This is a genomic window from Rhizobium sp. BK650 (assembly GCF_014195325.1).
Taxonomy (GTDB): domain Bacteria; phylum Pseudomonadota; class Alphaproteobacteria; order Rhizobiales; family Rhizobiaceae; genus Rhizobium.
Genome location: NZ_JACIBK010000004.1, coordinates 187,054 through 213,451 on the forward strand (window position 1 = coordinate 187,054; position 26,398 = coordinate 213,451).

At 60.7% G+C, this 26,398-nt stretch carries 26 protein-coding genes and 1 pseudogene; 9 read left to right on the forward strand and 18 right to left on the reverse strand.

Going from position 1 to position 26,398, the window contains the following annotated elements; genetic code table 11:
- Positions 1 to 15: 15 nt before the first annotated feature.
- Positions 16 to 876: a protein-L-isoaspartate O-methyltransferase family protein gene (locus tag FHX15_RS12740; protein WP_184397553.1), complete on the forward strand. Its 861-nt coding sequence runs from the start codon at positions 16 to 18 to the stop codon at positions 874 to 876.
- 1 nt (position 877) lies between these two features.
- On the opposite strand, the gene cimA is transcribed toward FHX15_RS12740, so the two are convergent.
- The 7 genes and pseudogenes from cimA to cysS all read right to left on the reverse strand — a co-directional run bounded on the left by cimA (position 878) and on the right by cysS (position 6,608).
- Positions 878 to 2,494 (reverse strand): citramalate synthase, encoded by a 1,617-nt coding sequence (gene cimA, locus FHX15_RS12745; RefSeq protein WP_184397555.1) that lies wholly within the window; start codon positions 2,492 to 2,494, stop codon positions 878 to 880.
- Positions 2,495 to 2,523: 29 nt separating this feature from the next.
- Positions 2,524 to 3,483 carry a prolyl aminopeptidase gene (gene pip / locus FHX15_RS12750; protein ID WP_184397557.1) on the reverse strand — a complete coding sequence of 320 codons (960 nt, stop codon included), beginning with the start codon at positions 3,481 to 3,483 and terminating at the stop codon, positions 2,524 to 2,526.
- Entirely contained in the window at positions 3,480 to 3,956 is a 477-nt protein-coding gene (locus tag FHX15_RS12755) for a GFA family protein (protein ID WP_184397559.1), read from the reverse strand. Before FHX15_RS12755 ends, pip begins: the two co-directional genes overlap by 4 nt.
- Entirely contained in the window at positions 3,953 to 4,438 is a 486-nt protein-coding gene (locus FHX15_RS12760) for a GFA family protein (protein WP_184397908.1), read from the reverse strand. Before FHX15_RS12760 ends, FHX15_RS12755 begins: the two co-directional genes overlap by 4 nt.
- Positions 4,438 to 4,917: a GFA family protein gene (locus FHX15_RS12765; RefSeq protein WP_184397561.1), complete on the reverse strand. Its 480-nt coding sequence runs from the start codon at positions 4,915 to 4,917 to the stop codon at positions 4,438 to 4,440. The genes FHX15_RS12760 and FHX15_RS12765 overlap by 1 nt, the downstream gene beginning before the upstream one ends.
- A pseudogene (locus FHX15_RS12770) lies at positions 4,914 to 5,108 on the reverse strand (endonuclease domain-containing protein); the annotation flags it as partial. The pseudogene FHX15_RS12770 and the gene FHX15_RS12765, both read right to left, overlap by 4 nt.
- Positions 5,109 to 5,231: 123 nt before the next feature.
- Positions 5,232 to 6,608 (reverse strand): cysteine--tRNA ligase, encoded by a 1,377-nt coding sequence (gene cysS, locus FHX15_RS12775; protein ID WP_184397563.1) that lies wholly within the window; start codon positions 6,606 to 6,608, stop codon positions 5,232 to 5,234.
- A gap of 351 nt (positions 6,609 to 6,959) precedes the next feature.
- On the opposite strand from cysS, the gene FHX15_RS12780 reads away from it, so the two are divergent.
- Positions 6,960 to 7,709 carry a GH25 family lysozyme gene (locus tag FHX15_RS12780; RefSeq protein WP_184397565.1) on the forward strand — a complete coding sequence of 250 codons (750 nt, stop codon included), beginning with the start codon at positions 6,960 to 6,962 and terminating at the stop codon, positions 7,707 to 7,709.
- Positions 7,710 to 7,718: 9 nt separating this feature from the next.
- Here the strand turns inward: FHX15_RS12780 and FHX15_RS12785 are convergent, their stop codons facing one another.
- The 4 genes from FHX15_RS12785 to radA all read right to left on the reverse strand — a co-directional run bounded on the left by FHX15_RS12785 (position 7,719) and on the right by radA (position 12,470).
- Complete coding sequence (locus FHX15_RS12785) at positions 7,719 to 8,459, reverse strand: SDR family NAD(P)-dependent oxidoreductase (RefSeq protein ID WP_184397567.1); 741 nt, start codon at positions 8,457 to 8,459, stop codon at positions 7,719 to 7,721.
- A gap of 178 nt (positions 8,460 to 8,637) precedes the next feature.
- Positions 8,638 to 10,128: an amidophosphoribosyltransferase gene (gene purF / locus FHX15_RS12790; RefSeq protein ID WP_184397569.1), complete on the reverse strand. Its 1,491-nt coding sequence runs from the start codon at positions 10,126 to 10,128 to the stop codon at positions 8,638 to 8,640.
- Positions 10,129 to 10,359: 231 nt separating this feature from the next.
- Positions 10,360 to 10,980 (reverse strand): CvpA family protein, encoded by a 621-nt coding sequence (locus FHX15_RS12795; protein ID WP_184397571.1) that lies wholly within the window; start codon positions 10,978 to 10,980, stop codon positions 10,360 to 10,362.
- Between the two features lie 89 nt (positions 10,981 to 11,069).
- A complete protein-coding gene (gene radA, locus FHX15_RS12800) occupies positions 11,070 to 12,470 on the reverse strand; it encodes a DNA repair protein RadA (protein WP_184397573.1) in 1,401 nt (466 codons plus the stop codon).
- Between the two features lie 146 nt (positions 12,471 to 12,616).
- On the opposite strand from radA, the gene FHX15_RS12805 reads away from it, so the two are divergent.
- On the forward strand, positions 12,617 to 13,252 hold the full coding sequence (locus tag FHX15_RS12805; protein WP_184397575.1) for a LysE family translocator: 636 nt from the start codon (positions 12,617 to 12,619) through the stop codon (positions 13,250 to 13,252).
- Positions 13,253 to 13,357: 105 nt separating this feature from the next.
- Here FHX15_RS12805 and alr read toward each other — a convergent pair whose 3' ends face one another.
- Positions 13,358 to 14,524, reverse strand: coding sequence for an alanine racemase (gene alr, locus FHX15_RS12810; RefSeq protein ID WP_184397577.1), 1,167 nt, complete (start codon positions 14,522 to 14,524; stop codon positions 13,358 to 13,360).
- A 189-nt stretch (positions 14,525 to 14,713) separates the two neighbouring features.
- Here alr and FHX15_RS12815 point away from each other — a divergent pair, with 189 nt between their 5' ends.
- The 3 genes from FHX15_RS12815 (at position 14,714) to FHX15_RS12825 (ending at position 16,625) form a co-directional block, all read left to right on the forward strand.
- The gene (locus tag FHX15_RS12815; RefSeq protein ID WP_184397912.1) at positions 14,714 to 15,535 is read left to right on the forward strand and encodes an AraC family transcriptional regulator; all 822 of its coding nucleotides are present in this window, start codon (positions 14,714 to 14,716) and stop codon (positions 15,533 to 15,535) included.
- Between the two features lie 69 nt (positions 15,536 to 15,604).
- On the forward strand, positions 15,605 to 16,309 hold the full coding sequence (locus FHX15_RS12820) for an AzlC family ABC transporter permease (protein WP_184397579.1): 705 nt from the start codon (positions 15,605 to 15,607) through the stop codon (positions 16,307 to 16,309).
- A gap of 13 nt (positions 16,310 to 16,322) precedes the next feature.
- A complete protein-coding gene (locus FHX15_RS12825) occupies positions 16,323 to 16,625 on the forward strand; it encodes an AzlD family protein (protein WP_184397581.1) in 303 nt (100 codons plus the stop codon).
- A gap of 24 nt (positions 16,626 to 16,649) precedes the next feature.
- Here the strand turns inward: FHX15_RS12825 and FHX15_RS12830 are convergent, their stop codons facing one another.
- A complete protein-coding gene (locus FHX15_RS12830) occupies positions 16,650 to 18,146 on the reverse strand; it encodes a replicative DNA helicase (protein WP_184397914.1) in 1,497 nt (498 codons plus the stop codon).
- A gap of 446 nt (positions 18,147 to 18,592) precedes the next feature.
- Here FHX15_RS12830 and FHX15_RS12835 point away from each other — a divergent pair, with 446 nt between their 5' ends.
- Together FHX15_RS12835 and FHX15_RS12840 are read left to right on the forward strand one after the other, a co-directional pair.
- Entirely contained in the window at positions 18,593 to 20,269 is a 1,677-nt protein-coding gene (locus FHX15_RS12835; protein WP_184397583.1) for an MFS transporter, read from the forward strand.
- A 15-nt stretch (positions 20,270 to 20,284) separates the two neighbouring features.
- A complete protein-coding gene (locus FHX15_RS12840; RefSeq protein WP_184397585.1) occupies positions 20,285 to 21,349 on the forward strand; it encodes an HlyD family secretion protein in 1,065 nt (354 codons plus the stop codon).
- 58 nt (positions 21,350 to 21,407) lie between these two features.
- Here the strand turns inward: FHX15_RS12840 and rplI are convergent, their stop codons facing one another.
- From rplI to FHX15_RS12865, 5 genes are all read right to left on the reverse strand, one after another.
- Positions 21,408 to 21,986 carry a 50S ribosomal protein L9 gene (gene rplI, locus FHX15_RS12845; RefSeq protein ID WP_184397587.1) on the reverse strand — a complete coding sequence of 193 codons (579 nt, stop codon included), beginning with the start codon at positions 21,984 to 21,986 and terminating at the stop codon, positions 21,408 to 21,410.
- Between the two features lie 21 nt (positions 21,987 to 22,007).
- Positions 22,008 to 23,006, reverse strand: a complete 999-nt coding sequence (locus FHX15_RS12850) for a DUF2232 domain-containing protein (RefSeq protein WP_210290702.1) — start codon at positions 23,004 to 23,006, stop codon at positions 22,008 to 22,010.
- Between the two features lie 127 nt (positions 23,007 to 23,133).
- Entirely contained in the window at positions 23,134 to 23,382 is a 249-nt protein-coding gene (rpsR, locus tag FHX15_RS12855; RefSeq protein ID WP_007531286.1) for a 30S ribosomal protein S18, read from the reverse strand.
- Between the two features lie 12 nt (positions 23,383 to 23,394).
- Positions 23,395 to 23,853 (reverse strand): 30S ribosomal protein S6, encoded by a 459-nt coding sequence (gene rpsF / locus FHX15_RS12860; RefSeq protein WP_184397591.1) that lies wholly within the window; start codon positions 23,851 to 23,853, stop codon positions 23,395 to 23,397.
- A gap of 350 nt (positions 23,854 to 24,203) precedes the next feature.
- The gene (locus tag FHX15_RS12865; protein WP_184397593.1) at positions 24,204 to 25,247 is read right to left on the reverse strand and encodes an aldo/keto reductase; all 1,044 of its coding nucleotides are present in this window, start codon (positions 25,245 to 25,247) and stop codon (positions 24,204 to 24,206) included.
- Between the two features lie 205 nt (positions 25,248 to 25,452).
- On the opposite strand from FHX15_RS12865, the gene fabD reads away from it, so the two are divergent.
- Complete coding sequence (fabD, locus tag FHX15_RS12870; protein WP_184397596.1) at positions 25,453 to 26,397, forward strand: ACP S-malonyltransferase; 945 nt, start codon at positions 25,453 to 25,455, stop codon at positions 26,395 to 26,397.
- The last annotated feature ends 1 nt before the right edge of the window (position 26,398 follow it).

Genomic DNA, 26,398 nt, shown 5'->3' on the forward strand with positions numbered 1-26,398 from the left:
GGGTAGAGGCAAAATATGGGCGAAAAGGAACTGGTGATTTGCCGCCAAGCCTATGCCACTCAGATGCTCACGAAGATGGGCATCGTGGGCGACGAACGGCTGCGAAAGGTCTTTGCCACGGTGCCGCGGGAGGATTTCCTGGATCCGCCGCCATGGCGCATGGCGAACGGGTTCGGCTATCAGGACATGCCGTCGACCGATCCCGTCATCCTCTACCAGGATGTTTTAATCGCGCTACAGGAGGGGCGGCAGGTCAACAACGGCAGCCCTTCGCTGCATGCGCTCGGCCTTCACTGGCTCGCACCGAAACCCGGCGAGACGGTCTGCCACATCGGTGCCGGCGGCGGTTATTACACCGCCATGCTGTCGCACCTGGTTGGTTCCGACGGCCATGTGGTGGCGATTGAATACGACCGCAATCTCGCGCTTCGCGCCGCCGCCAACCTCGCCCCCTACGGCAATGTCGAGGTTATCTGCGGCAACGGCTTGGAATGGCCGCGATCGCCTGCCGATGCTGTCTACGTCAATTTCGCGGTCCACAGGCCGGCCGAAGCATGGATCGACAATCTCGCCGCCGGCGGCAGGCTGATCTTTCCGCTCAGCGCCCCCTCCCGTGACGGCAACGGTAATTTACGTCCGCTCAGCGCTCGTGGCGGTTTTTTCCTGATCGAATGCATCCCGGACGGCTATCGCGCCCGTTATCTGAGCCCGACCATCTTTGTCTGGGGCCATGGCGCGACCGGCACGCTCGAAACCTACAAGGCGCTGGACGACACCTTCCGGCACGGCGGCATGAACGAGGTCACGCGGCTGCGCTGGAAGACGCCGAGACAAGGGGATGAATGGTATTCGGAGGAGGACTGGGGCCTCTTCTAACTTATTCGGCGGCGATCTTGCCCGCAAGCTGACGGTTCTTCATCAGCTTGTAGATGACCGAGTCCATCAGCGCCTGGAACGAGGCGTCGATAATATTGTCGGAAACGCCGACCGTCCACCAGCGCACGCCGCTGGAATCGGTGGATTCGATCAGAACGCGGGTGATGGCCTCGGTGCCCCCGTTGAGGATACGCACCTTGAAGTCGGCAAGCACGAGATCGTCGATCTCATGCTGGTACTTGCCAAAATCCTTGCGTAGCGCAAGGTCGAGTGCGTTGACAGGGCCTTCGGCTTCCGCCACCGACATCAGCGTCTGCCCGTCGATGCTGATCTTCACGACGGCTTCGGAGACGATCTTTATGCGGCCGTGGGAATCGAAGCGCCGTTCGATCATCACTCGGAAACCGTCGAGTGTGAAGAAGTCCGGAATAGTGCCCATGGTGCGTCGCGCCAGAAGCTCGAAGCTTGCATCCGCACCCTCATAGGCGTAGCCGGATGCCTCGCGCTCCTTGACGATCGAGATCAAGAGATCGAGCTTCGGATCGTCCTTGGCGAGGTCGATGCCGCGCCGCTTCAGCGCATTGATGAAATTCGCCTTGCCGCCCTGATCCGAGACCATGACCTTGCGGAAATTGCCGACGCTTTCCGGCGGCACATGCTCGTAGGTGCGCGGGTCTTTCAACAACGCTGAGGCATGGATGCCGGCCTTCGTGGCGAAGGCGGAGGCGCCGACATAGGGCATCTGGTGATCCGGCGAGCGGTTGAGCAGCTCGTCGAAGGCGTGTGACAGGCGGGTGAGGTTGGTCAGCCGTTCGGCGTCGATCGCCGTTTCGAAACGTGTGTTGTAGGCACTCTTCAGCGCCAGCGTCGGGATCAGCGTCACCAGGTTGGCATTGCCGCAGCGCTCGCCGATGCCGTTCAGCGTTCCCTGGATCTGGCGCACGCCCGCCTCGACGGCGGCGAGCGAATTGGCGACAGCCTGGCCCGTGTCGTTATGCGCATGAATACCAAGACAGTGCCCCGGCACGCCGAAGGCAATCACGGCCTCGACGATGGCGCGCACTTCCGGTGGCTGCGTGCCGCCATTGGTGTCGCAAAGCACCACCCAGCGTGCACCGTTCTCATAGGCCGTTCTGGCACAGGCGAGCGCATATTCCGGATTGGCCTTGTAGCCGTCGAAGAAATGCTCGCAATCGACCAGCGCTTCCTTGCCGGCGGCAACGACGGCCTTGACGCTTTCGGCAATAGATTCGAGGTTTTCCTCGTTGGTACAGCCGAGCGCCACCTGCACATGATAGTCCCAGCTCTTGGCGACGAAACAGACAGCGTCGCTGCGCGCTTGCAGCAGGCTGGCGATTCCGGGATCGTTGGAGACGGAAACACCGGGCCGCTTCGTCATGCCGAAGGCAACGAAGATTGCCTGGCTTGTGCGCTTCTCGGCGAAAAAGGCGGTATCGGTCGGGTTTGCGCCCGGATATCCACCCTCGACATAATCGAGCCCGAACTCGTCCAGCATGCTTGCAATCGCAATCTTGTCCTCGACCGAAAAGTCGATGCCGGGCGTCTGCTGCCCGTCCCGAAGCGTCGTGTCGAAGAGGTAGATTCTTTCGCGTGTCATGGTGGTGTTTCCTGTCGCCGCTTGCGGCTTTATTGTTTGCCTGCGAACCGGTCGGTCGCCCGGATCAGCTGATCGAGAATGCCGGGTTCGGAGAAGGCATGGCCAGCACCTTCGATCAGATGGAAGTCGGCCTTCGGCCATGCCTTGTGCAGCAGCCAGGCATATTTGGCCGGGCAGGGCATATCATAGCGCCCGTGGACGATGACGCCGGGAATATCTTTCAGCTTGTCGGCATCGCGCAGCAGCTGGCCTTCGTCCATCCAGCCGGCATGGACGAAGAAGTGGTTCTCGATGCGGGCAAATGCATAGGCGAAATCGGCTTCCTCGAACTTGCCGCTGGTCGATTTCTCCGGCAGCAGCGTGATCGTCTCGCCCTCCCAGATGCTCCAGGCCTGCGCGGCCTCGAGAGCAACGGCCCGGTCCGAACCGGTGAGCCGGCGGTTATAGGCGAGCATCATCTCGTGGCGTTCTTCCGGCGGAATAGGTGCCACGAAGCGCTCCCACTTGTCCGGGAACATCTCGGAGACGCCGAACTGATAATACCAGTCGAGTTCGGCCCGCGTCAGCGTATAGATGCCGCGCACGATGAGTTCGGACACCCGCTCGGGGTGCTTCTCGGCATAGGCAAGCGCCAGGGTCGAGCCCCAGGAGCCGCCGAAGACCTGCCATTTTTCGACACCGGCCATGTCCCGCAGCCGCTCGATATCGGCCACGAGATGCCAGGTCGTATTGGCTTCAAGGCTGGCATGCGGGCTCGACTTGCCGCAGCCGCGCTGGTCGAATAGCAGGACGTCATAAAGGTCAGGGGCGAACAGGCGGCGATGAACGGGCGAAATGCCGCCGCCCGGACCACCATGGAGGAAGACCGCCGGCTTCGCGCCGGGCGTGCCGCAGCGTTCCCAATAGAGCACATGGCCGTCGCCGACATCGAGATGGCCGGACGCATAGGGTTCGATTTCCGGGTAAAGCGTGCGCAGCGCTTCGGTCATATCTTCACGCCTTTCGCGGGCCAAACGGCGGTATCATGGTCGGGATGCTGGAAGGAGATAATCGCCTCCTGCCGGGCATAGAAGTCCGGATCCTTATGAACAGGCGCGTCGAAGATCGTCTCGATCCAGGGCAGGCGGGCATCGTAATTGACCTGGATCTGCGGCGCGAGGTCGCTGCGGTCGTCGAAGGTGCCGATCGCAAGCTCCAGGCCGCCCGGATGGCGATAGGTCATCGGCGTGCCGCAATCGCGGCAGAAGCCGCGGTCGATATTGATCGAGGACTGGAAATAGGCGGGCTCGCCCCGCGTCCATTCCATGCCGTCTTCCGGCGCCGTCACCAGCGCGGAAAAGAAACCGCCGAACTGTTTCTGGCACATGCGGCAATGGCAGATGGACGGGCGTCCGAGCTTGCCTGTGATGCGGAAGCGCACGGCGCCGCACTGGCAGCCGCCTGTTCTCGTCGTCTCTGTCATGGATGAGCTCCTGAAGGCCAGTCGGGTGTATCGTGGTCGGGATGCTGACGATTGCTCGCTGCGATCCTGTCCTCGCGATCGGCTGTTTCCGGTTCCGGTTCGACAGGCAACTCATCGAGCGCATGAAACCAAACCATTTTGCTGTCGAGATTGGACTGCATGACCGGCTTTGCCGCCTGCGGATCATCGAGCGAGCCGAGCGTGATGTTGATGGAGTCGGCATCGGGACTATCGTAGAAAAGCGGCGTGCCGCAATCACCGCAGAAGCCGCGCCGCACAAGGCCGGAGGAGTGGAACCATTTCGGCTCTCCGCGGGTCAGCTCGAAACCTTCCCGCATGGCCGCAGCAAGCGGCATGAAATAATTGCCGGCAGCCTTCTGGCACATGCGGCAGTGACAGATATGCGGATAGCCGAGTTCGCCCCGCGCCCGATAGCGAACTGCGCCGCACTGGCACCCGCCAGTTTGCTCCACCGTTTCCATCACGCGTGATCCTCCGGCGGCCAGACCGGCGTGTCGTGATCCGGATGCTGATAGGAAACGATCTCGCGGAGGAAGGAGCCTGCGGCGACATCCGCCTCGGTCCGTTCGCCCGGCAGTTCATGCAGATGATCGACGAAGCCAATCTTGCCTTCCACGCCCCATTGTGTGGTTGGCGGCAGCAGAGAAGGATCATCGAACGCGCCCGCCGCAACCGCCATACCATCAGGCGCCTCATAGGTCAGCGGCGTGCCGCAATCGCCGCAGAAACCACGACTGACAAAATTCGAGGACCGGAAGGTCTTTCGCTGCCCTCTGGTCCATTCGAATTCCATTCCGCGCACGGAAACCAGCGGCGCGTAGTAGGCGCCGAACGCCTTTTGGCACATGCGGCAATGGCAGATCGAGGAACTCGGGAGCGTACCCCGCGCCCGGAACCGGATCGCTCCACATTGGCATCCACCGGTATATGTCTCAGTCATGGCGGGTCCTTTCCGATGGTGCGGATGATGTGGCTGCAAACATTATCGAGATCTCGGAGAATTTCGTCATTCCAGAAACGCAGGACAGTCCAGCCGTCGGACTGAAGGCGTCGAGTCCGCGCATCATCATAAGAGATATTATGCGCAAGCCCGTGCTGCGAGCCGTCAATTTCGACAATAAGTCGGTGGGCCGAGCCCTCCTCGCCAAACGATATGGATGATCAGGGCGAGCCGGCGCCCCCAGCCAATTTCCACCCTTGTGGGGGGGATGCCCGGCAGGGCAGAGGGGGGTATGTGTCGCCACCCAATCCATCCTACCGCTTCACCTCCCACGTCGTCACGCGTTCGCCCGTTACCGGATCCTTGCCATCCTTGAGCTGGATACCCTCGGCCGCAAGCGTATCGCGGATCTTGTCGGCTTCGGCGAAATTCTTCGCCTTGAGCAGCTCCAGCCGAGCCTTGACGCGCGCATCGATCTCGGCGGCCACCGCCTCATCGATTTCCGTCTTCTTCGGCAGCACGCCGAGCAGGGCCGCACTGGCGGCAAAGACCGCGTTATTGCCCGATTGGGCGAGCGCATGCAGCGCCTGGACGGCTGCGACCGTATTAAGATCGTCGGCAAGAGCATCCAGCACCGTCTCGTCCGGCTTGGCATCGCCAGGCTCAGTCGCCGGCCATTTCGCGAGCAAGCGTTCGGCCTCTTCCAATCGCTTGACCGAGAAGTCGATCGGCTCGCGGTAATGCGTCATCAGCATGGCAAGACGCAGTACTTCGCCCGGCCATCGGCGACCGGCGAATGTCTCCGTGTGCAAGAGTTCGTAGATGGTGACGAAATTGCCTTCGGATTTCGACATCTTGCGCCCTTCGACCTGCAGGAAGCCGTTATGCATCCAGACATTCGCCATCACATCGGTACCATGGGCGCAACGCGACTGGGCGATCTCGTTCTCATGATGCGGGAAGATCAAGTCCAGGCCGCCGCCATGGATATCGAAGACGTCGCCGAGATAGCGCCCGCTCATCGCCGAGCATTCGATATGCCAGCCGGGACGGCCGCGGCCCCAGGGGCTTTCCCAGCCGGGTTCGTTTTCATCGGAGAGTTTCCAGAGCACGAAGTCGCCGGGGTTTTTCTTATGCGCATCGACCGCGACGCGGGCGCCCGCCTGCTGTTCGTCGAGGTTGCGCTTGGATAGCTGGCCGTAATCGGCCATCGACTTCGTGTCGAACAGCACTTCACCCGATGCCTGGTAGGCATGGCCGCGCGCAATCAGCCGCTCGATGATGTCGACCATCTCAGCGATATTGTCGGTGGCACGCGGCTGCACCGTCGGCTCCAGCGAGCCGAGTGCCAGGGCATCGTCAAGGAACTGTTTCTCGGTCTTTTCCGTCACAGCCCGGATCGCCGCATTCAGTGGCAAGCCCGGATAATCCCTTAGCGCCCGTGCGTTGATCTTATCGTCGACGTCGGTGATATTGCGCGCATAGGTGACATGGTTTTCGCCATAGACGTGGCGCAGCAGGCGGAACAGTACGTCGAACACGATGACCGGCCGCGCATTGCCGATATGGGCGAAATCATAGACCGTCGGGCCGCACACATACATGCGGACGTTTTCGGCATCGATCGGCTTGAAAACCGATTTCTCCCGCGTCAGCGTATTGTACAGCTTCAGTTCCGGCGTGCCGCCCATTTTACTCTCCTAAAATGCATACGCAGAAAATACCACCACCGGCAGGCCGGGGCGTTTCGCATCTTGGACATTTGGGAGACGAAAACGGCCAGGCCAGCTTTGGGCTAGCGAATAATCTTCCGGCAAATAATGCAGGTAACCGTTTTCATGACGCGTTTTATGGCGCGGGATCGGAGTTTGGTCAAGGGGGCGATAGCCCATTCGGCGGGAGTTCGATTAGTCCCTGCGATGCGCCGACCGCGGGCACCAAAGTCTGGCGAAAATATAGTGCAGGCTCTGAAGCTTCCGCCATTCTCGCGGCGCAAATCGTCCTTAACCAGCGGACGTTGCTATAATTGTTGGGGGGAACGAGTGGGAAGATTGGTCCGGTGGGCGATCGGAGCGGCTGCAATTCTGATAGTCGCATTCGCTGCATATTTGGCATACGATTTTGGAATGCTTCGCTTCAACAATCCATCACTGACCCGTTATCCGATCCAAGGCATCGATGTCAGTCATCATCAGGGTGCCGTTGATTGGAAGACCGTGGCTGCCCAGCCGAACGTGCGTTTCGCGATCATAAAGGCGACCGAAGGTGGCGATCACCGGGATTCCCGGTTCGCAGAGAACTGGCAGCGTGCCGGAGATGCGGGGCTGGTGAGGGGCGCTTATCACTTTTTCACCTTCTGCCGCCCGCGCAGGGATCAGGCGCAGAATGTCCTGGCAACCGTGCCGAAAACGCCGGATGCCTTGCCGATCGCGATCGACCTGGAATTTGTCGGCAATTGCGACAAGATCCCCACGCTCGAGGAAATGGTGATGGAAGTGAACGCGTTCCTTGCCGAGCTGAAGAGTAGCTTTCCCGAAAAGCCGATTTTTTACGTCACGCAGGAATTTTTGGACCAATATCTGAAAGGTAACGAAAGCCGTTTTCCTGATCATTACCTCTGGCTGCGAAGCGTATTCAAGGAGCCTGCGCAGGAAAGCTGCAGCCGTTGGTCGATCTGGCAATTTGCTGACAATGGCACTGTGGACGGCATTCGGGGGGCAGTGGACCTTAATGCACTGTGCCCATCAGAAACGGGCTTTGCACGTCTCTTCCCAGCCGTTGCTACAAACTGAGAACTCAGCCTATCCCGGCAGCCGATAATCCACCAACTTGTTCTCCCGCACGACGAACAGTTTGCCCGTCTCCGTCACGCCCGGGCCGAGCAAGGGGAGGATCGCCTTCGCCACTTCGGAGGGATGCGGCAGGCTCATCGGATCTTCGCCGGGGACGGCCTGTGCGCGCATGGCAGTGCGAGTCGCGCCCGGATCGACGCTGGTGATGCGCAGTGGCGTTGTCTGCGTCTCGCCGGCCCAGGTGCGCGCCAGAGCCTCGACGGCTGCCTTAGATGCCGAATAGGCGCCCCAGAAGGGGCGGCACTTGTGGGCGGCGCCCGAGGACATGATGACGGCGCGGCCGGCATCCGAGCGGGTCAGCAGCGGGTCGACCGAGCGGATCAGCCGCCAGGTGGCGTTCACGTTGATGTTCATCACCTTCTCGAAGACCTTCGCCTCGATATGGCCGATCGGCGAGATGACGCCGAGCACGCCGGCATTGGCGACGAGAATGTCGAGCTTGCCCCAGCGCTCGAAGATCGAGCCGCCGAGACGGTCGATCGCTTCCATGTCCGCAAGATCGAAGGGGACGAGGGTTGCTGAGCCGCCGACGGCCTTGATGGCATCATCAAGCTCTTCCAGGCCGCCGACTGTGCGGGCGCAGGCGATCACATGCGCGCCGGCCTTGGCGAGTTCGAGAGCGGTGAAATAGCCGATGCCGCGCGATGCACCTGTGACCAGCGCGATCCTGCCTTCAAGATTGATGTTCATCTGCCCCGGCTCCGCATGTGCTTGAAAAGATAAGGGGCGCAATAAGCGCCCCAGATAGGAAAGTCAAAGCGCTAAAGCATCGGCCCGAAAATCGGAATCGATTTTCGGAAAGCATGATGCGTAGATTCGAGGAGTTAGAGTGCCGTGCGTTCAGACGGACGCGCGGCGCTCTAGCGGTTCAGCCGTTGCTGGCGAGCATGGAAATCTTGTTGCCCATGGACTCGCCGTTCTTGTCGAGAAGGCGGGTCGGATAGTCACCGGTAAAGTAGTGGTCGGTGAACTGCGGGCGGGCCGGGTTGCGATCCTCGCCACCGACGGCGCGATAGAGGCCGTTGATCGACAGGAAGGCAAGCGAATCCGCACCGATATACTTCGCCATGGCTTCGACGTCGGCATACTGGTTGGCGAGCAGCTTGTCGGCGTCAGGCGTATCGATGCCGTAAAAATCCGGGAAGAAGATCATCGGGCTGGCGACGCGGATATGCACTTCCTTGGCACCCGCCTCGCGGATCATCTGCACGATCTTCAGCGAGGTCGTGCCGCGCACGATGGAATCGTCCACCAGAACGACGCGTTTGCCTTCGATCATCGCCCGATTGGCGGAATGTTTCAATTTAACGCCGAAGGCGCGAATCTGTTGGGTCGGCTCGATGAAGGTACGGCCGACATAGTGGTTGCGGATGATACCATATTCGAAAGGAATGCCGCTTTCCTGAGCGTAGCCGAGCGCTGCAGGCGTGCCGCCATCAGGAACGGGCACGATGACGTCGGCATCGACTGGCGATTCCTTGGCAAGGTTCATGCCCATGTTCTTGCGCGTCGTATAGACGTTGCGGCCGCCGACGACTGAGTCCGGACGAGCGAAATAGACATATTCGAACAGGCAGAGGCGCTCGGGCTGCTGCTTGCTCGGCTTGCGCGCATCGATGCTGATCGAACCGTCGGGCTGGATTTCGCAGATGACGACTTCGCCATTCTCCACGTCGCGGATGAACTTGGCGCCGATAATGTCAAGCGCGCAGGTTTCCGAGCAGAAGATCGGCTTGCCATCGAGCTCACCCATGACCAGTGGGCGGATGCCGGTAGGGTCGCGCGCGGCGATCAGCTTGGTGCGCGTCATGGCGAGCATCGAATAGCCGCCTTCCATCTGACGGATGGCGTCGATGAAGCGATCGGCCGTGGATGTATGGCGGGAGCGGGCGATGAGGTGGAGGACGACTTCGGTATCGGATGTCGACTGACAGATCGCGCCGGTTGCGATGATCTGACGGCGCAGCGTCAGGCCGTTGGTAAAATTGCCGTTATGGGCAATGGCGATGCCACCTTCTTCCAGTTCGGCAAAGAGCGGCTGAACGTTGCGCATCGCCACTTCGCCCGTCGTGGAATAGCGCGTATGGCCCATCGAGATGCTGCCGGGCAGGCGGGCGAGCGTCATCGGATTGGTGTAGTGGTCGCCGACGAGGCCCATGTGGCGTTCCTGATGGAAGCGCTTGCCGTCGAAGGAAACGATACCAGCCGCCTCCTGCCCGCGATGCTGCAGGGCGTGCAGGCCTAGCGCCGTCAGTGCGGCGGCATCGGCATGTCCCAGAATTCCGAAAACGCCGCATTCTTCATGCAGCGTATCTCCGTCGAGCGGATCGTCAGTCGGGAAGGAATCGGACTGGTTCATTTCTGCGGGCCTTTGCTCTCACAAGAATGGATTGGCATTTCCAATTGCATGATACCGGAAATCTCTGAGCTTTCCGATAGTCTCACGGTCAACGGCACCTGTCTCAAAATCCGTTCGCCGGTTCTGAAACGGCTGAGGCCCGGCAAAGCGAAATGCCCGGCCGGACCTTTGGTCTTACGTCCCGCTCAAATGGCAATTGCCAGGCCGCGGGTCAAGCTAGTGAACACTGCGTCAATTCGATGGCTGCTGTGCGCCATTGTTAGGCGCGGGTGTTGCATCTTCCGCCGGCGCCTGATCATTGGCCGGCGCATTTTCATTTGTCGTGCGTGCGCCACCAAGCTTCTCGGTAATGCTCTTCTGGATCATCTGGGAGAATTCATCCGGCAGCACTGCCTGCAGGCGAACGACAAGGGAATCCAGGAACGGCTTCGATTTCGCATTATTGACCCACGCCGGACGGTGATCGGCATCGACCAGCCAGTTCCAGAAGGCAACCGCAACGACGAGCAGAAGTATGCCGCGCGCCGCACCGAAGAGGAAGCCTAAAGTACGGTCGAGTGCGCCGATGCGGCTGTCGATGATGAAATCGGCGATCTTCATCGTAATGAAGGAGATGACGATCAGCGCAATCAGGAAGACGACGGCCGCCGAACCGACGATGGCGATGCGATCGTCATCGGTATATTTCTTCGCGTAAGGCACGAGATAGGGGTAGAGGTAGTAGGCGGCTGCTGCAGAGCCGCCCCAGCTCGCGATCGAGAGGACCTCGCGCGAGAAGCCACGGACCATTGCCAATACGGCGGAGAAGAGTACGACGCCGATGACAATACCGTCGAAAATCGTAATGGGCATGTAAATTCCACTCCAGACTGCTGCCTTGCGGGCTGCGTCGCGCCTTGTTTGGCTGATCCTATAGCATCCCCGCTATTGGTGATGAAGGATCAAACGTCTTCTTCCACACGCTGCAACGCGCCCTTGGAGCCGGCAATGCGCGCAACCAGATCCGGCAGGCTCTCGATCTCGCTCCAGCGACCGCTGCCCCTCGGCAGTTCGGCAGAGCCGGATGGTAGAAGAGCCGCCGAAAACCCCAGCTTTTCGGCTTCTTTAAGGCGCTGGGCTGTTTGCGCAACCGGCCGGACAGCGCCCGACAGACTGACTTCGCCGAAATAGACGCAATCGGCCGGAAGGGCAATACCGGCAAGCGATGAAACGAGAGCCGACGCAACGGCAAGATCGGCCGCCGGTTCCGAGATGCGGAAGCCGCCGGCAATGTTGAGATAGACATCGTGCTGCCCGAGCCGGACGCCGCAATGGGCCTCCAGCACTGCAAGGATCATCGACAGACGCGCCGAGTCCCAGCCGACGACGGCGCGCCGCGGCGTGCCGAGCGACGTCGGCGCCACCAGCGCCTGCACTTCGACGAGAACCGGCCGCGTGCCCTCCATGCCGGCGAAGACGGCCGCGCCCGGCGATTTTTCGTTACGCTCGCCGAGGAAGAGTTCCGAGGGATTGGCGACTTCGCGCAGACCCTTGTCAGACATTTCGAAGACGCCGATCTCGTCGGTTGGCCCGAAGCGGTTCTTCACCGTGCGCAGGATGCGGTAGTGATGGCCACGATCGCCTTCGAAATAGAGCACGGCATCGACCATATGCTCGACCACGCGCGGACCGGCGATCTGGCCGTCCTTGGTCACATGGCCGACGAGCACCATGGCCGCACCCGTCTGCTTGGCGAAGCGGATCATCGATTGAACGCCGGTGCGCACCTGCGTTACCGTGCCCGGTGCGGATTCGGCAAGCTCGCTCCAGAGCGTCTGAATGGAATCGATAATGACGAGATCGGGCCGCTTGCCATCGGCCAAGGTGGCGAGAATGTCCTCGACATTGGTTTCGGCCGCCAGCAGCACATCGGTGTCGGCGGCAGCCAGCCGCTGAGCGCGCAACCGCACCTGCGCCACCGCCTCTTCGCCCGAGACATAGATGATCCTGTGGCCGCGGCGCGACAATGCGGCCGCCCCCTGCATGAGCAGCGTCGACTTGCCGATGCCGGGATCGCCGCCGACGAGCACGGCCGAGCCGCGCACGAAGCCGCCGCCGGTGACACGGTCGAGCTCGGAAATACCGGTATGGATGCGCGGCGCTTCCTCGATCTCACCGGAGAGAGCCGTCAATGCGACCGGACGGCCTTTCTTCGGCGTCTTGGCAGGACCGCCGCCGATGCCGCCCATCGGATCTTCCTCGACGATGGTATTCCACTCGCCGCAATTGTCGCATTTGCCGGCCCAGCGGTTATGCACCGCGCCGCAGCTCTGGCAGATGAATTGTGTTCTGGCCTTGGCCATCAATGACTGCTTTCGGGTAGAGGGACGCGGCAAGCGCCCGAATCGGATTTCTGCCCTAGATAATGGCTTCCCGCATCGATCAAAACTAATGATTTTCCCATCAGCGACCGGGCTGTCAGCATTGCCACGCTCTGAAAGGATAGGCCATGCTCGATTATTCGCTCGCTCACTGGATCGGTTTCTTCACCGCGGCGGTGCTTTTGAACATCTCGCCCGGTCCTGACATGGCCTTCATCCTCGGCCACACGATGAAGGGCGGCACGCGCGCCGGCTTCTCGGCCGTCTTCGGCATCTGGACCGGCGCCTGCATGCATGTGCTTCTCGCCGCCTTCGGCCTGTCGGCGATCCTGGCCGCCTCGGCAATCGCTTTCTCCACCGTCAAATGGGTCGGCGCGATTTATCTCGTCTGGCTCGGCATCCGGGCGCTGCGCTCGAAAGGCGAGGGCGGTTTCGTGCGGGCGGCGGGCGAAACGCTTGGGCGTCGACGCATCTATCGACAGGGCGTATTGGTCTCGCTGCTCAATCCGAAGGTTGCGATCTTCTTCCTCGCCTTCCTGCCGCAATTCGTCGTCGACGGCGCAGGTCCGGCCTGGCTGCAGCTTGCCGTTCACGGCGGCCTGATCATTGTGGTGGCCTTTTTCATCGAGCCGCCGCTGATCCTGGCGGGAGGCCGCCTTGCCGCTCTTTTCAAGAGCAATACGAAAATCGGTCTGTGGCTGGATCGCGGCCTCGGCGCGCTATTCGTGGCACTCGGCGTGCGCCTCGCACTCACGACTCGCTAGAGCAATTCCAGCAAAAGTGTCTCGCGGTTTTGCGTCCGGAATTGCGGCAAAACAAAGAGATAGGGTGTTTCCGTGATTCGAAGAAAAACGGGAATGCTCTATCTGCTATTCCTCGTCCGTCTCGTATTTGCGCTCGTGGCGCAGGCCGATACTCGTCAGCATCTCATAGCCGATCGTACCCGCGGCCTTCGCGGCATCGTCGACGAGGATATTCTTGCCAAAGAGTTCGATATAGTCGCCGGCGCGCACGGCATTTTCAGGCAGGTCGGTCACGTCGAAAATTGTCTGGTCCATGGTGATGCGCCCTGCGACCGGAACCTTCTGGCCGGCAACAAACCCCTGTCCACCCTGCGGCACGACCTGGCGCAGCGGCACGCCGCCGCTCGACTGGCTGCGCATATAGCCATCGGCATAGCCGGCCGAGACGATCGCCAGCCGGCTGTCGCGCGTCAGCTGCAGCGCCCGCCCATAGCTGACGGATTCGCCTGCCTTGACCGTGCGGATCTGGATGATGCGCGCCTCGGCGGTTGCCACCGGTCGCATCGGGTTTGCCATGCCATTGACGGCCTGCCCGCCGTAAAGCGCAATGCCCGGCCGGGTGAGATCGAAGTGATAGTCGTCGCCGAGCAGGATGCCGCCGGAGGCCGCAAGGCTTGAATCGATACCTTCATAGGCAGCGCTAACCGTCCGGAATGATTCAAGCTGCTGCTTGTTCATGTCAGCGGAATGATCGTCGCCGCAGGCAAGATGGCTCATGACGAGAACGGGAGCGAAACTCGCCGGCCGCGACACGTCATTGGCGAGCGCAATCGCCTCGTCCACCGTCAGGCCAAGTCGATTGAAGCCGGTATCGACATGCAGCGCGCACGGATAGTCGCCATAGTCGGCAAGCACCGCCATCCAGAAGGCAAGCTGCTCTTCCGAAGAGATGATCGGCACGAGATCGTTTTCGAAGAAGCGCCGCTCAGTGCCCGGCCAGATGCCCGCCAGCACGAAGATGCGTGCCTCGGGCGCAAACATGCGCAGCGTGACACCTTCATCGACAGTCGCTACGAAGAAATCCCGTGCGCCGGCAAGATAGAGCGCTTCGCCAGCATCCTCGATTCCCATCCCATAGGCATCCGCCTTGACGACGGCGGCCGTGCGCGCCTTTCCCGAGCGCCGCGCCATATCCCGCCAATTGTCGGCCAGCGCCGTCAGATCGACGGTCAGCCGCAGGCCGGCAGAGGCGAAAAGATCGTCGTCTTCGAAGGGGATGGTAAAATCTGTCATGAATCGCCGCGCCGAAAGAGAAAGGAAAATGCTGCCAATACTCTAGAGACCATTGTGGCAAAGAGAAAGCATGCGGGGCGACATACCAGGCTTTCCTCACCTGCGATCACTTTTGTTCAAGACGCAGGGAAGCCTCCGCGCTAGTCTGTCGGGATGCAGAACGTTTCCCAGAAAGAGGCGGCAGACGCCATGCCGCTTGCCAAGGTGGAATCGGCCCGCTTTTGGCGGGACAGCCGCTTCTGCGACATGGAGTGCCTGAGCGCCAGTTTTTTAACGCATGAATATGCGCCGCATGCGCATGATACGTTCAGCATCGGCGCAATCGAAAGCGGCAGCCAGATCGCCACGCTGCGCGGCAGGCGGGAAGAGACCGGCCCGGGCGACCTCTATCTGATCGATCCCGGCGTGGTGCACGATGGCACTCCCGGCGGCGAAGGCTATCGCTATCGGATGATCTATCCGGATACGAAGCTCTTCATCGACATTCTGGAGGATGTTACCGGCAAGGCCTTCAATGCGACGCCATCCTTTGCCGGGTCGCTGCCGCGCGATCCCCAGCTTGCCGAAGCTTTCCACAATGCTCACCGCACGCTTGAGAGTGGCGCGGGCGCGCTGGAATCCGATGAAAGCATGTTCTCGGTGCTGGCTGCTATCTTCGCCCGCTACGGCAGCACGATCGTCCTGCCCATCGATACCAAGGAGCGCAGTGCTGTCGCGCGCGCCCGCGATTACCTGATCGAGAATTTCGACAGCGATCTCGGCCTCGAGGAACTGGCAAAGATAGCGGGGTTGAGCCGCGCCCATTTGATCCGCGCTTTCCGCAGGGAATATCACATCACCCCGCATGCCTTCCTGACCGACCGGCGTGTGCTGGTCGCCCGGCGGCTGCTGAGGGAGGGTCACATGCCCGCCGATGTCGCGCTTCAGTGCGGTTTCGCCGATCAGGCGCATTTCACACGCCACTTCAAATCCCGCACTGGCGTTACTCCCGGCCAGTTCCGTGTCGGTTGATCACTTTCGTTCAATACAGCCCTTAGCGGCCTCGGCTACCTCTCCGCCGTCTTGATGTGGAGGTTGCCGATGTTGCAACAGAGTCAGCCAACCGGCAAAAGTCTGATCCGCGAATTTCTTGGCGGAGTGCGCGCCATTTTTCCCCTGATCGTCGCGGTCCTGCCGATTGGCCTGGTCTTCGGCGCGGTCTCGGCCACCAAAGGGCTTTCGACGCTGGAAACGACGCTGATGAGCGCGCTCGTCTTTGCCGGCGGTTCACAATTCGTGGCGATGGATATCTGGACGTATCCGGCAAGCTGGATCAGCGTCGGCTTCGCTGCCCTGCTCGTCAATATCCGCCACGTGCTGATGAGCGCTTCGATCGGCACGAAGATGCAGGCCTTCTCCGGCATCAAACGCTATGTCGCCATGCTGTTCCTGGCCGATGAACTCTGGGCAATGGCGGAATTTCGCGCCGGCACCACACGGCTGACACCCGCCTGGTATGCCGGCATCGTCACTCCCTTCTACCTGACCTGGGTCGGCTCCTCGCTCGCAGGGGCGCTCCTTGGCGCTTTTCTCGGCGATCCCGCGGTCATCGGCCTCGACTTCGCCTTTCCGGCAGTCTTCATCGTGCTGGTGATGGGCTTCTGGAAGGGGTCGCGAACCGGCGCGGTGCTGGCCGCAAGCGGCATTGCATCCGTTATCGTGCACCAGTTCGTGCCCGGTGTCTGGTATATCGCCGCCGGTGCGCTGGCTGGTCTGGCAATGGCTCTCTTTGGCGGGCCAAGATAAAGGAGCAGGCCGCATGACGCTCGATCTCAATACTCTGCTCGCCATCGTTGCCATGGCAGCCGCGACGATCTTCACCCGTTTCAGCGGCCTCGTGCTGATCCGCTACGTTGAGATCGACGAGAACCGGAGAACGGCGATCGAAGCCATTCCGCCGGCCGTGCTGATGGCTGTCATTGCCCCGACCGCCTTTGCGACCGGCTGGGCGGAGACGCTGGCCTGTGTGGCAACCGCAATCGCTGCCAGCCGCCTGCAGATGCTGGTAAGCGTTGTCATCGGGGTCGCGACAGTGGCTTTGCTGCGGGCTGCAGGTCTCTAACGGAAATTGACGCGGAAAGCCGCGTCAATGTTCCTCATACTGCGTGAAGGATGGATCGGCGAGGTCGGCGAAGCGCGTGAATTCGGACTGGAAGGCAAGCTTCACCGTGCCGGTCGGTCCGTGACGCTGCTTGGCGATGATGACGTCTGCCGTGCCCTTCACCTTGTCGAACAAGGCTTCCCATTCCGGATATTTCGGATCGTGGATATCGCGCGGTTCCATGTTCTTCACGTAATATTCCTCGCGGAACACGAAGAGCACGACGTCGGCGTCCTGCTCGATCGAGCCGGATTCACGAAGGTCGGAAAGCTGTGGCCGCTTGTCTTCGCGGCTTTCGACGGCGCGCGAGAGCTGCGACAGCGCGATGATCGGCACGTTCAGTTCCTTGCCGAGCGCCTTGAGGCCCGTGGTGATCTGGGTGATTTCCTGAACGCGGTTATCGCTGGATTTGCCGGAGCCGGTCATCAGCTGCACGTAGTCGACGACGAGCACGTCGAGCCCGCGCTGGCGCTTGAGGCGGCGGGCGCGTGCCGAAAGCTGGGCGATCGAGATACCGCCGGTCTGGTCGATATAGAGCGGCACCTTCTGCATCATCATCGAGCAGGCGACGAGCTTTTCGAAATCGGCGTCGTTGATGTCGCCGCGGCGGATCTTCGAGGAAGAGACTTCCGTCTGCTCTGAGATGATACGCGTGGCGAGCTGTTCCGACGACATTTCAAGCGAGTAGAAGCCGACGACACCGCCGTTCTTCGCCTTCATGCTGCCGTCCGGCTGCACTTCGCCTTCGTATGCGGCCGCGATGTTATAGGCGATGTTGGTGGCAAGCGAGGTCTTGCCCATGCCGGGACGTCCCGCGAGTACGATCAAGTCCGACCGCTGCAAGCCGCCCATCTTCGAATCGAGCGAATGGATGCCGGTGGAAATGCCCGAGAGCCCGCCGTCACGCTCCTTGGCGACGGCCGCCATGTCGATGGCGAGCGCCACGGCGTCGTTGAAGGATTGAAAGCCGCCGTCATAGCGGCCGTTTTCGGCAAGCTCGAACAGCCGGCGTTCGGTATCTTCGATCTGGGCCTGCGGCGGCATGTCGAGCGGCGCGTCATAGGCGATGTTGACGACGTCCTCGCCGATGGTGATCAGCGCGCGGCGGATCGCCAGATCGTAGATCGCGCGGCCATAATCCTCGGCGTTGATGATCGTCACAGCACCCGTGACGAGGCTTGCAAGATATTGCGAAACGGTGATGTCGCCGACCTTTTCGTCGGCCGGCAGAAAGGTCTTGACCGTGACGGGGTTGGCGATCTTGCCCATGCGGATGATGTCGCCGGCGACCTCGAAGATCTTCCGGTGCAGCGGCTCGTAGAGATGCGTGGGCTTCAGGAAGTCCGACACCCGGTAATAAGCGTCGTTATTCATCAGGATGGCGCCGAGCAGCGCCTGTTCGGCCTCGATGTTGTTCGGTGCTTCGCGATAGTGCTGCTCTGCAGGAGCAACGGCGGCAATCTTTCGTGCAGCTTCGTTCATCGTCATCCGTACTGTCTTTTATCCAAAACCCGGATTTGCAGGGCCGCTCACGCAAAATCAAGTGGCTCGCGGCAACAGCTTTCAGGCGGTCGTCAAATCGGCGGCGCTGTGCACACTGTTCGACTTCTCCACAGTCACACCTTCGCCAGTACAAAAATACTGAGTGTGTGACCTGCAGAGCACGGCCGAAAACGACTCACTTTCATAGGCCTTGCATGGCAGTTTAAGCGAGTTGAGCGAGACTTGCATCCGCGCAGGGGCGGTCATCACCTGAAATCATGGAAAACGATAAAACCGGCAAGGTCGCGCCCGGCGAGACCGGCGGCATCACAGTGGAGGTACGGGCGCAGGTCATCCGGTATTCCCGAAAACGATCCAGAGACTAATTTAGACCCCATGAGCCATGCACCGACCTGTAGGGCATTGGGAAGTTTGAGGTCCTGCCAATGAGCCTCGCTGAGACAGCTAACGACAATGTGGCGCCAAGGCCGGCCGCTGGGCCGGACGCGCAACACACACCGTCATCGCCTCCCGTGGCGGGTGCGCCGATGCCTATCTGGAAAAGGCCGCTCTATATGGCGGCCTCGCTCCTGCTCTTTCTGACGCAAGGCCTCGGCATGAACCTGCTGACTGCCAACATTAACCAGCTGCAGGGCTCGTTTTCGGCAACCACGGCTGAAATTTCCTGGCTCTCGGCTGCTTACATGGCGCCCTATGCCAGCATGTCGATCGCGCTCTTCAAGATCCGCAGCCAATACGGTCTCCGCCGTTTTGCTGAACTCAGCATTATCTGCTTCGTTGTTGCGGCTGCGCTCAATCTTCTCATCACCGACCTGCGCTCCGCAATCGTCGTACGCACGTTGAGCGGCATGGCTGCGGCATCACTTTCCTCGCTCGGTTTCTTGTACATGCTGGAACCATTTCCGCCGTCAAAGAAGCTGTCCTTGGGGCTCAGCCTTGCCCTGATGTGCACGCTGTTTGCTGCACCGCTCGCACGCATCATCTCGCCCTCGCTGCTTCAGTTCGGCGGCTACGAGGCACTCTATACATTCGAGATGGGGCTCGCGCTCATAGCCCTGCCGGTCATCTACTTGCTGCCGCTCACGGCGCCGCCGCGGGCCAAAGTCATTCAGCGGCAGGACATATTGAGCTATCTTCTGCTGGCTGTCGGTTTCGGCTGTCTCGCTATCGTGCTGACGCTCGGCCGGCTCTATTGGTGGTTCGAGGCGCCATGGATCGGCGTGCTGCTGGCAGTATCGGTAGGCGCGCTTGCGCTCATGCTTGCCTTGGAGCTGCCGCGCGCCAATCCGCTGATCGATTTCCGCTGGCTGTTCTCCGGCGCCAACATGCGGATGGCAGGCGTCCTGCTGCTCTTCCGTTTCGTCTCCTCCGAGCAGTCGTCGACCGCTGCCAGCTTCTATCAGCAACTGGGGCTTCTGAACGATCAGACCGTAACGCTCTATGCAATCATCCTTCTCGCCTCTGTGGCGGGTGGTCTTTTCTGCGCATTTCTGATGACAACCCGCTATGTCGAGACCGCTCACGTCTTGGCGCTTGCCCTTATCGCAGGCGGAGCCTTTCTGGATAGCCAGTCGACGAGCCTCACCCGACCGCCTCAGATGTATCTGAGCCAGGCGATGGTCGCCGCCGGTGCAGCCATGTTCCTGCCGCCTGTGATGGCGAACGGCTTCAAGGCGGCGACCGCCCGCGGCATTCAATATATTGTCAACTTTCTCGTGATCTTCATTTTCACGCAGAGCATCGGCTCGCTCTTCGCCTCCGCGATGCTCGGCACGTTTGTTACGATCCGGGAAAAATTCCACTCGAGCATTCTCGTCGAACATGTTCTGTTGCAGGACCCGATCGTGGCGCAGCGCATCTCTCAGATGAGCGCTGCGTATGGCAAAGTGCTCGGCGACAAGATGTTGCTCAACGCGGAAGCGCTGGCCTTGCTGGCCCAGCAGGTCAGCCGTGAGGCCTATATTCTCGCCTACAACGACACTTTCCTTGTGATCGGCTATTCCTCCGTCTTCGGTCTGATCGTCATTCTTCTGCATCAGGCATGGCGCCGTCTGCCGTGGTCAGGGAGTGGCGAGCCCAATGCAATTCCCGCCCAATCGTGAGGTTGAGTGCCTGACATGTGGAAATATGTTCGATCCCCCTCGACCATCATCGCAGTGCTCGCCGGTATTGCCGGGGTCCTTCTCATTCTCTACGCGTGGCGCCTGCCGCCGTTCGTCACCTCGGTTGAGACGACGGACAACGCATATGTTCGAGGTTATGTCACGATCATAAGCCCCCAGGTTAGCGGCTACGTCGTCGATGTCCCCGTGAAGGACTATCAGCAGGTCAAGCAGGGCGATACGCTCGCCCAGATCGACGACCGCATCTACCTGCAGAAGCTTGCCCAGGCACGTGCCGCGCTCGATGGGCAGAAGGCATCGCTGGAGAATTCCCGCCAATCCGAACTCGCGGCAAAGGCGAGCATCGCTTCCAGCCAGGCGCAGGTCGATAGCGCAAACGCAGCGCTGACGCGGGCGCAGCAGGCTTGGGATCGCGTCAACAATCTCAGCAACCGCGGCATTGCATCCCAGAGTGAAACAGAGGCTGCGCAGGCGACACTTGATCAGGCAAAGGCCGCCGTCAACCAGGCGAAGGCCGCACTGGAAGTGTCCAACCAGAACTTGGCGACGATCATCGTCAATCGCTCGCTGCTGGAGGCGAATGTTGCGAGCGCCGAAGCTGCCGTAAGGCTTGCGGAAATCGACCTGCAGAACACGAAGATCGTGGCGCCGCGCGATGGTCATCTCGGTGAAGTCGGGGTTCGGCTCGGGCAATATGTAGCGGCCGGAACGCAGCTCATGGCAGTCGTGCCGGAGGATGTGTGGGTCGTCGCGAATTTCAAGGAAACCCAGCTGTACGGCATGCAGGTGGGGCAGCCGGTGACTATCACCGTCGATGCGCTCGGCAGGCAGCAACTGCGCGGACATATCGAGGGCTTCTCTCCTGCCGCGGGATCGGAATTCGCAGTTATCAAGGCCGACAATGCGACCGGCAATTTCGTGAAGATCGCCCAGCGCGTCGGCGTGCGTATCCGCTTCGATCCCGACCAGCCGGCTGTCAAGGACCTCGGCCCAGGGCTCTCGGTCGTCGTCGATGTCGACAAGAGTGCTGCTCCGCGACAGAACACGGCAGCCAAATAAGCAGAAAGCCCGGCGCGAACCGGGCTTTCATCCATTTCGAGAGAGGATCTCTCAAAAATCAAGCTTCGTCTTCGGCGAGGCCGTCGGCTTCCGGATCGAAGAAGTCTTCCGGACGCAGAGCGTCTTCGTCAACGCCGTAGATGGCGTCGACCGAGGTGAGCTCTTCGCCCTTGGCCTGACGCTCGGCCTCTTCGGTGGAGCGGGCAACGTTCAGCTCGATGTTGATTTCAACTTCGGCATGGAGCTGCAGCTCGACCTTGTGCAGGCCGATCGCCTTGATTGGCGTGTTCAGGTGAACCTGGTTGCGCGAGATGTTGAAGCCTTCGGCAGCCAGGACATCGACGACGTCACGGGCAGCGACGGAGCCGTAAAGCTGGCCGGTTTCGCCAGCGGAACGGACAACGATGAAGGACTTGCCGTTAAGAACGTCGGCAACCTTCTGGGCTTCGGACTTGCGCTCCAGGTTACGAGCTTCGAGTGTTGCGCGCTCGGCTTCGAAACGGGCCTTGTTGGCAGCGTTGGCGCGCAGTGCCTTGCCGAGCGGCAGGAGGTAGTTGCGTGCAAAGCCGTCGCGAACCTTTACGGTTTCGCCCATCTGGCCGAGCTTGGAGATGCGTTCGAGAAGAATGACGTCCATGTTGATTTTCCTTTCTTGTTCTCAGATTTCGGTATCGGTTTGTTTGGGAGCATCGGCATCCTTGGTCGGGGTCAGGGCGATCGCCTTGCGGGTATCGGCCAGACCGAGCACGAGGATGAAAAGTACTGGCAGCATCATGGTGGATGCCAGGTAGCAGAGGATGAGGGCCGGCAAACGCCAGTCCTTGCCGCGCGTGCGGAAATGCACCGCGGCGAAGCCGGACATCAGGAAGCCGGCGCCGAAGGCGCCGACGACCGTGGCGCCGATCATCGCCGGAACGCCGCCCATGAAGGTGGTGGCAAGACCGGCGAGGAAGACGAAGATCGAATTGCGGTTCATGCGCAGCGACGAGGGGATGTCCTCGCGCGGGCGCAAGTTCCTGCCGGATGCAGCAACGATGCGCGTCGCGATGTAATAGGCGGCAAACAGCATCACCACCCAGATGCCGCCCTGTATTGCAGGCAGCATCAGAACGACGAGGGATTTCGTCTGCGCGGTGGCGACGGGATCCGGAACGAAGGTCGGATGCTGCTGCTGAAGCGAGGCCATCAGCGCATCGACCATCTGGTCGGTGATTTCAGGCCCGTAGCCGATCATGATGCCGGTGACGATAACGGCGATGGTCACGAGGCCGCAAAGATGCAGCAGGATATCGGAAAGCGGATACCAGGCGAGCAGATTGTCCGGGCCGCCAAGCTCGGAAGCGGGGCGCGCGAGATTGGCGAGGTGGCTCAGCCAGCCTGCCGGCAGCAGCGTCACCAGTGTCATGACGAGCGCAAAGGACGGAGAGATGGCGATCGCGCCGAGAACGGCAGCGGTGACAACAGCGGAAATGGCGGCGAGATTGCCCCAGCCGAGGCCGACGAGCAGGATCGGAAGCGCGGAAGCGGCATAAAGCACGGCACTGAACGACGGCTGCATGCTCGCGCCAAGCACCAGCAAGGCGGCGGTCAATCCGGCAAGAGCGCCGGTCGCAAGCGTTTTCGGGTTCAGTTTCGTCACTTCGCTGTCCTGCTTCATCAAGCAGTTAGAGGATTTCCCTGAATCAATTCGGGAGATGCCTCAACATGGGTTTTGAGGTTCCGATCCGCGCCCATCGCGAAAGGGAGGAAGCCCCGGATTAGAAATCCGGAGCTCCCATAGTCAATTAGGCTACGACGTACGGCAGCAGACCGAGGAAGCGTGCACGCTTGATCGCCTGAGCGAGTTCGCGCTGCTTCTTCTGGGAAACGGCTGTGATACGGGACGGAACGATCTTGCCGCGCTCGGAAATGTAGCGCTGCAGGAGACGGACGTCCTTGTAGTCGATGCGCGGAGCGTTTGCACCGGAGAACGGGCAGGTCTTGCGACGACGGTGGAACGGACGACGGACCGGAGCGGAGGAAGATTCAGACATTCTTATTTCTCCTTATGCACGGTCTTCGCGAGGTGCGCGATCCGGACGCGGGGCACGCTGGAAGTCGCCATCACGGCGCGGCGGACGGTCGCCGAATTCGCGGCGCGGACCACGATCGCCGCCTTCACGCGGGCCACGGTCGTCGCGGTCGCGCTTCTGCATCATGGCAGACGGACCGTCTTCGTGCTTTTCAACAGCGATGGTCATGTAGCGAAGAACGTCTTCGCTGATGCGCATCTGGCGTTCCATTTCCTGGATCGCAGCTGCCGGTGCATCGATGTCCATCAGGGCGTAGTGAGCCTTGCGGTTCTTCTTGATGCGGTAGGTGAGGGACTTGAGGCCCCAGTTTTCGATACGCCCGACCTTGCCGCCGTTTGCTTCGATCACGCCCTTGTACTGTTCTACGAGGGCATCGACCTGCTGCGACGTGATATCCTGTCGGGCAAGGAATACATGTTCATAAAGAGCCATGACAGCTTTGCCTTTCTTGCGTTGATCAGAACCCGGCATTCGGCGGCTAAGCCTCAACGACTGCTCCTGAGAGACGACGGGCGCCAAGCAAGAAAAGCGTTTCCGAGACGGTCGAGAGCGGAGACACGGGAGGCTGGAACGCTTCCGTTCCGAACGATCTGCAAAATGCAAACCGGCCCTCCGTTCAGCCACCAGCCAGAAGACCGGGTTAACGAACAGGCGCGCTTATACGGATTTTTGAGCGGAAGGCAAGGGAAGCGGGCAAGAAACTGCAAAAAGCAGATGCTCGATACCGGAAGTGGAAAGGGCACGATACCTCGCGCCCTTAAAAAATCCGAAAGCTGAGGGCCTCAGAGAGGCATCGGATACAGCCGGTGTACCTTCTCGATTTCAGCGAGAACATCGCTGCTGAGTTCCACGTTCGCCGAGCCGATATCCGTCTTCAGCTGCGCCATCGTTGTCGCGCCGATAATGGCCGACGTCATGAAGCGGCGGGTCAGGCAGAAGGCGAGCGCCATTTGGGCAGGGTCAAGCCTGTAGCGAGCGGCGATCTCCAGATAGGCTTTCGTCGGCGCTTCCTGCAGCGGTTGCAGGCGTCCGCCAAGGTCGCCGTTGATCGCAGCGCGCGTGCCCGCCGGCTTCTCGCCGTTGACGTACTTGCCGGTCAGAATGCCGGCGGCAAGCGGCGAATAGGCGAGCAGACCCACGTCTTCATGATGCGAGAGTTCAGCCATATCGAGATCGAAATGGCGGTAGAGAAGATTGTATTCGTTCTGCACGCTCGCGACGCGGGGCAGGTTCAGCTGCTCGGAAAGCGTCACATATTTCTGCGTGCCCCAGGTCGTTTCGTTCGACAGGCCGAAGGCGCGGATCTTGCCTTCCTTCACCAGCGCGCCGACCGTCTCCAGAATTTCGGTCATGTTGGCGGTGGCCTTGGCGCGATCCTGTTTGAAGGGATCGTAATGCCAGCTCTGGCGGAAATGGAAATGGCCGCGGTTCGGCCAGTGGATCTGGTAGAGATCGACATAGTCGGTCTTCAGCCGCTTCAGGCTGGCTTCGAGCGCAAGACGGATGTTCTTGGCGTCGGCGCCTTCGCCGTTGCGGATATACGAACGGCCGGTGCCGGCGACCTTGGTGGCAAGGACGATGTCCTTACGCTTGCCGGTCTTTGCGAACCAGCTGCCGATATATTCTTCCGTGCGCCCTTGCGTTTCGGCCGAAACGGGCGTGGTCGGATAAAGCTCGGCGGTATCGAAGAAATTGATGCCTTCCTGGACGGCGTAGTCCATCTGCTCGTGGGCTTCCGCTTCGCTGTTCTGCGTGCCCCAGGTCATGGTGCCCAGGCAAATCTCGGAAACGGAAATATCTGTACGGCCTAATTTATTGTATTTCATCGGGAACCCTGGACGTGGTCTGGGAAAGGAGGGCTTGGGAAGAGCTGCGCAAATCTAAGCCGGATTTGATCAAGCGCAAGATAAAAAACCGGGTGTTCTGGCCGGGGCGGAAGGCTTTGGAGAGAATCCGCCGCCACTTGACTCTGAAAGAAAGAATGTCAATTGGAGGCGAAATGGCCCGATGGGCACTATCGAGGGACCGAAAATGACCGTTGCTTTCACTTTTCCCGGCCAGGGCAGCCAGGCCATCGGCATGGGCAAGGATCTCGCCGAGAATTTTGCGGAAGCCCGCGCCGTTTTCGAAGAGGTCGATGAAGCGCTCGGTGAAAAGCTTTCCGATGTGATGTTCAACGGTCCCGAGGACAAGCTGACGCTGACGGCGAATGCCCAGCCGGCGCTGATGGCCGTCTCCATGGCTGTCATCCGTGTTCTGGAAGCCAAGGGGCTCGATCTGAAGGCGAAGGTCGCTTACGTCGCCGGCCATTCGCTCGGCGAATATTCCGCTCTCTGTGCTGCGGGCACCTTCTCTGTCGCCGATACGGCTCGTCTTCTGCGCATCCGCGGCAACGCCATGCAGGCCGCAGTTCCGGTCGGTGTCGGCGCCATGGCCGCCATCATCGGCCTCGAACATGCCGACGTGCAGGCTGTCTGCGAGGAGGCCGCCGCCACCGGCTCCTGTCAGATCGCCAATGACAATGGCGGCGGTCAGCTCGTCATATCGGGCGAAAAGTCGGCCGTGGAAAAGGCCGCCGGCCTTGCGACCGATAAGGGCGCCAAGCGCGCCATCCTGTTGCCGGTTTCCGCTCCCTTCCATTCCAAGCTGATGGCGCCGGCCGCAAATGCCATGCGCGAGGCGCTCGCCGGGGTGAAAAAGGCAAACCCAGTCGTGCCCCTCATCGCCAATGTCCGCGCCGCGCCTGTCACGGATGCCGAAGAGATTGCCAGGCTTCTCGTCGAGCAGGTCACCGGACAGGTCCGCTGGCGCGAAACGGTGGAATGGTTTGGCGCAAATGGCGTCACTACGCTTTATGAACTCGGTGCCGGCAAGGTGCTGACCGGCCTTGCACGCCGCATCGACAAGAATATCAATGGTGTCGCGGTCAATGGTCCGGGCGATATCGACGCCGCCATTGCTGCTCTCACGGCCTGAT

Bases quoted from the DNA above. Each gene is read 5' to 3' on its own strand.
- FHX15_RS12820 (WP_184397579.1), top strand. From the start codon at position 15,605: ATGTTGCAACAGAGTCAGCCAACCGGCAAAAGTCTGATCCGCGAATTT.
- FHX15_RS12805 (WP_184397575.1), top strand. From the start codon at position 12,617: ATGCTCGATTATTCGCTCGCTCACTGGATCGGTTTCTTCACCGCGGCG.
- FHX15_RS12795 (WP_184397571.1), bottom strand. From the start codon at position 10,980: ATGCCCATTACGATTTTCGACGGTATTGTCATCGGCGTCGTACTCTTC.
- FHX15_RS12785 (WP_184397567.1), bottom strand. From the start codon at position 8,459: ATGAACATCAATCTTGAAGGCAGGATCGCGCTGGTCACAGGTGCATCG.
- rpsR (WP_007531286.1), bottom strand. From the start codon at position 23,382: ATGTCTGAATCTTCCTCCGCTCCGGTCCGTCGTCCGTTCCACCGTCGT.
- FHX15_RS12830 (WP_184397914.1), bottom strand. From the start codon at position 18,146: ATGAACGAAGCTGCACGAAAGATTGCCGCCGTTGCTCCTGCAGAGCAG.
- fabD (WP_184397596.1), top strand. From the start codon at position 25,453: ATGACCGTTGCTTTCACTTTTCCCGGCCAGGGCAGCCAGGCCATCGGC.
- cimA (WP_184397555.1), bottom strand. From the start codon at position 2,494: ATGACACGCGAAAGAATCTACCTCTTCGACACGACGCTTCGGGACGGG.
- FHX15_RS12755 (WP_184397559.1), bottom strand. From the start codon at position 3,956: ATGACAGAGACGACGAGAACAGGCGGCTGCCAGTGCGGCGCCGTGCGC.
- radA (WP_184397573.1), bottom strand. From the start codon at position 12,470: ATGGCCAAGGCCAGAACACAATTCATCTGCCAGAGCTGCGGCGCGGTG.
- rpsF (WP_184397591.1), bottom strand. From the start codon at position 23,853: ATGGCTCTTTATGAACATGTATTCCTTGCCCGACAGGATATCACGTCG.
- pip (WP_184397557.1), bottom strand. From the start codon at position 3,483: ATGACCGAAGCGCTGCGCACGCTTTACCCGGAAATCGAACCCTATGCG.
- FHX15_RS12825 (WP_184397581.1), top strand. From the start codon at position 16,323: ATGACGCTCGATCTCAATACTCTGCTCGCCATCGTTGCCATGGCAGCC.
- alr (WP_184397577.1), bottom strand. From the start codon at position 14,524: ATGACAGATTTTACCATCCCCTTCGAAGACGACGATCTTTTCGCCTCT.
- FHX15_RS12760 (WP_184397908.1), bottom strand. From the start codon at position 4,438: ATGGAAACGGTGGAGCAAACTGGCGGGTGCCAGTGCGGCGCAGTTCGC.
- FHX15_RS12815 (WP_184397912.1), top strand. From the start codon at position 14,714: ATGCCGCTTGCCAAGGTGGAATCGGCCCGCTTTTGGCGGGACAGCCGC.
- FHX15_RS12850 (WP_210290702.1), bottom strand. From the start codon at position 23,006: ATGAAGCAGGACAGCGAAGTGACGAAACTGAACCCGAAAACGCTTGCG.
- FHX15_RS12840 (WP_184397585.1), top strand. From the start codon at position 20,285: ATGTGGAAATATGTTCGATCCCCCTCGACCATCATCGCAGTGCTCGCC.
- rplI (WP_184397587.1), bottom strand. From the start codon at position 21,986: ATGGACGTCATTCTTCTCGAACGCATCTCCAAGCTCGGCCAGATGGGC.
- FHX15_RS12740 (WP_184397553.1), top strand. From the start codon at position 16: ATGGGCGAAAAGGAACTGGTGATTTGCCGCCAAGCCTATGCCACTCAG.
- FHX15_RS12835 (WP_184397583.1), top strand. From the start codon at position 18,593: ATGAGCCTCGCTGAGACAGCTAACGACAATGTGGCGCCAAGGCCGGCC.
- FHX15_RS12865 (WP_184397593.1), bottom strand. From the start codon at position 25,247: ATGAAATACAATAAATTAGGCCGTACAGATATTTCCGTTTCCGAGATT.
- cysS (WP_184397563.1), bottom strand. From the start codon at position 6,608: ATGGGCGGCACGCCGGAACTGAAGCTGTACAATACGCTGACGCGGGAG.
- purF (WP_184397569.1), bottom strand. From the start codon at position 10,128: ATGAACCAGTCCGATTCCTTCCCGACTGACGATCCGCTCGACGGAGAT.
- FHX15_RS12765 (WP_184397561.1), bottom strand. From the start codon at position 4,917: ATGACTGAGACATATACCGGTGGATGCCAATGTGGAGCGATCCGGTTC.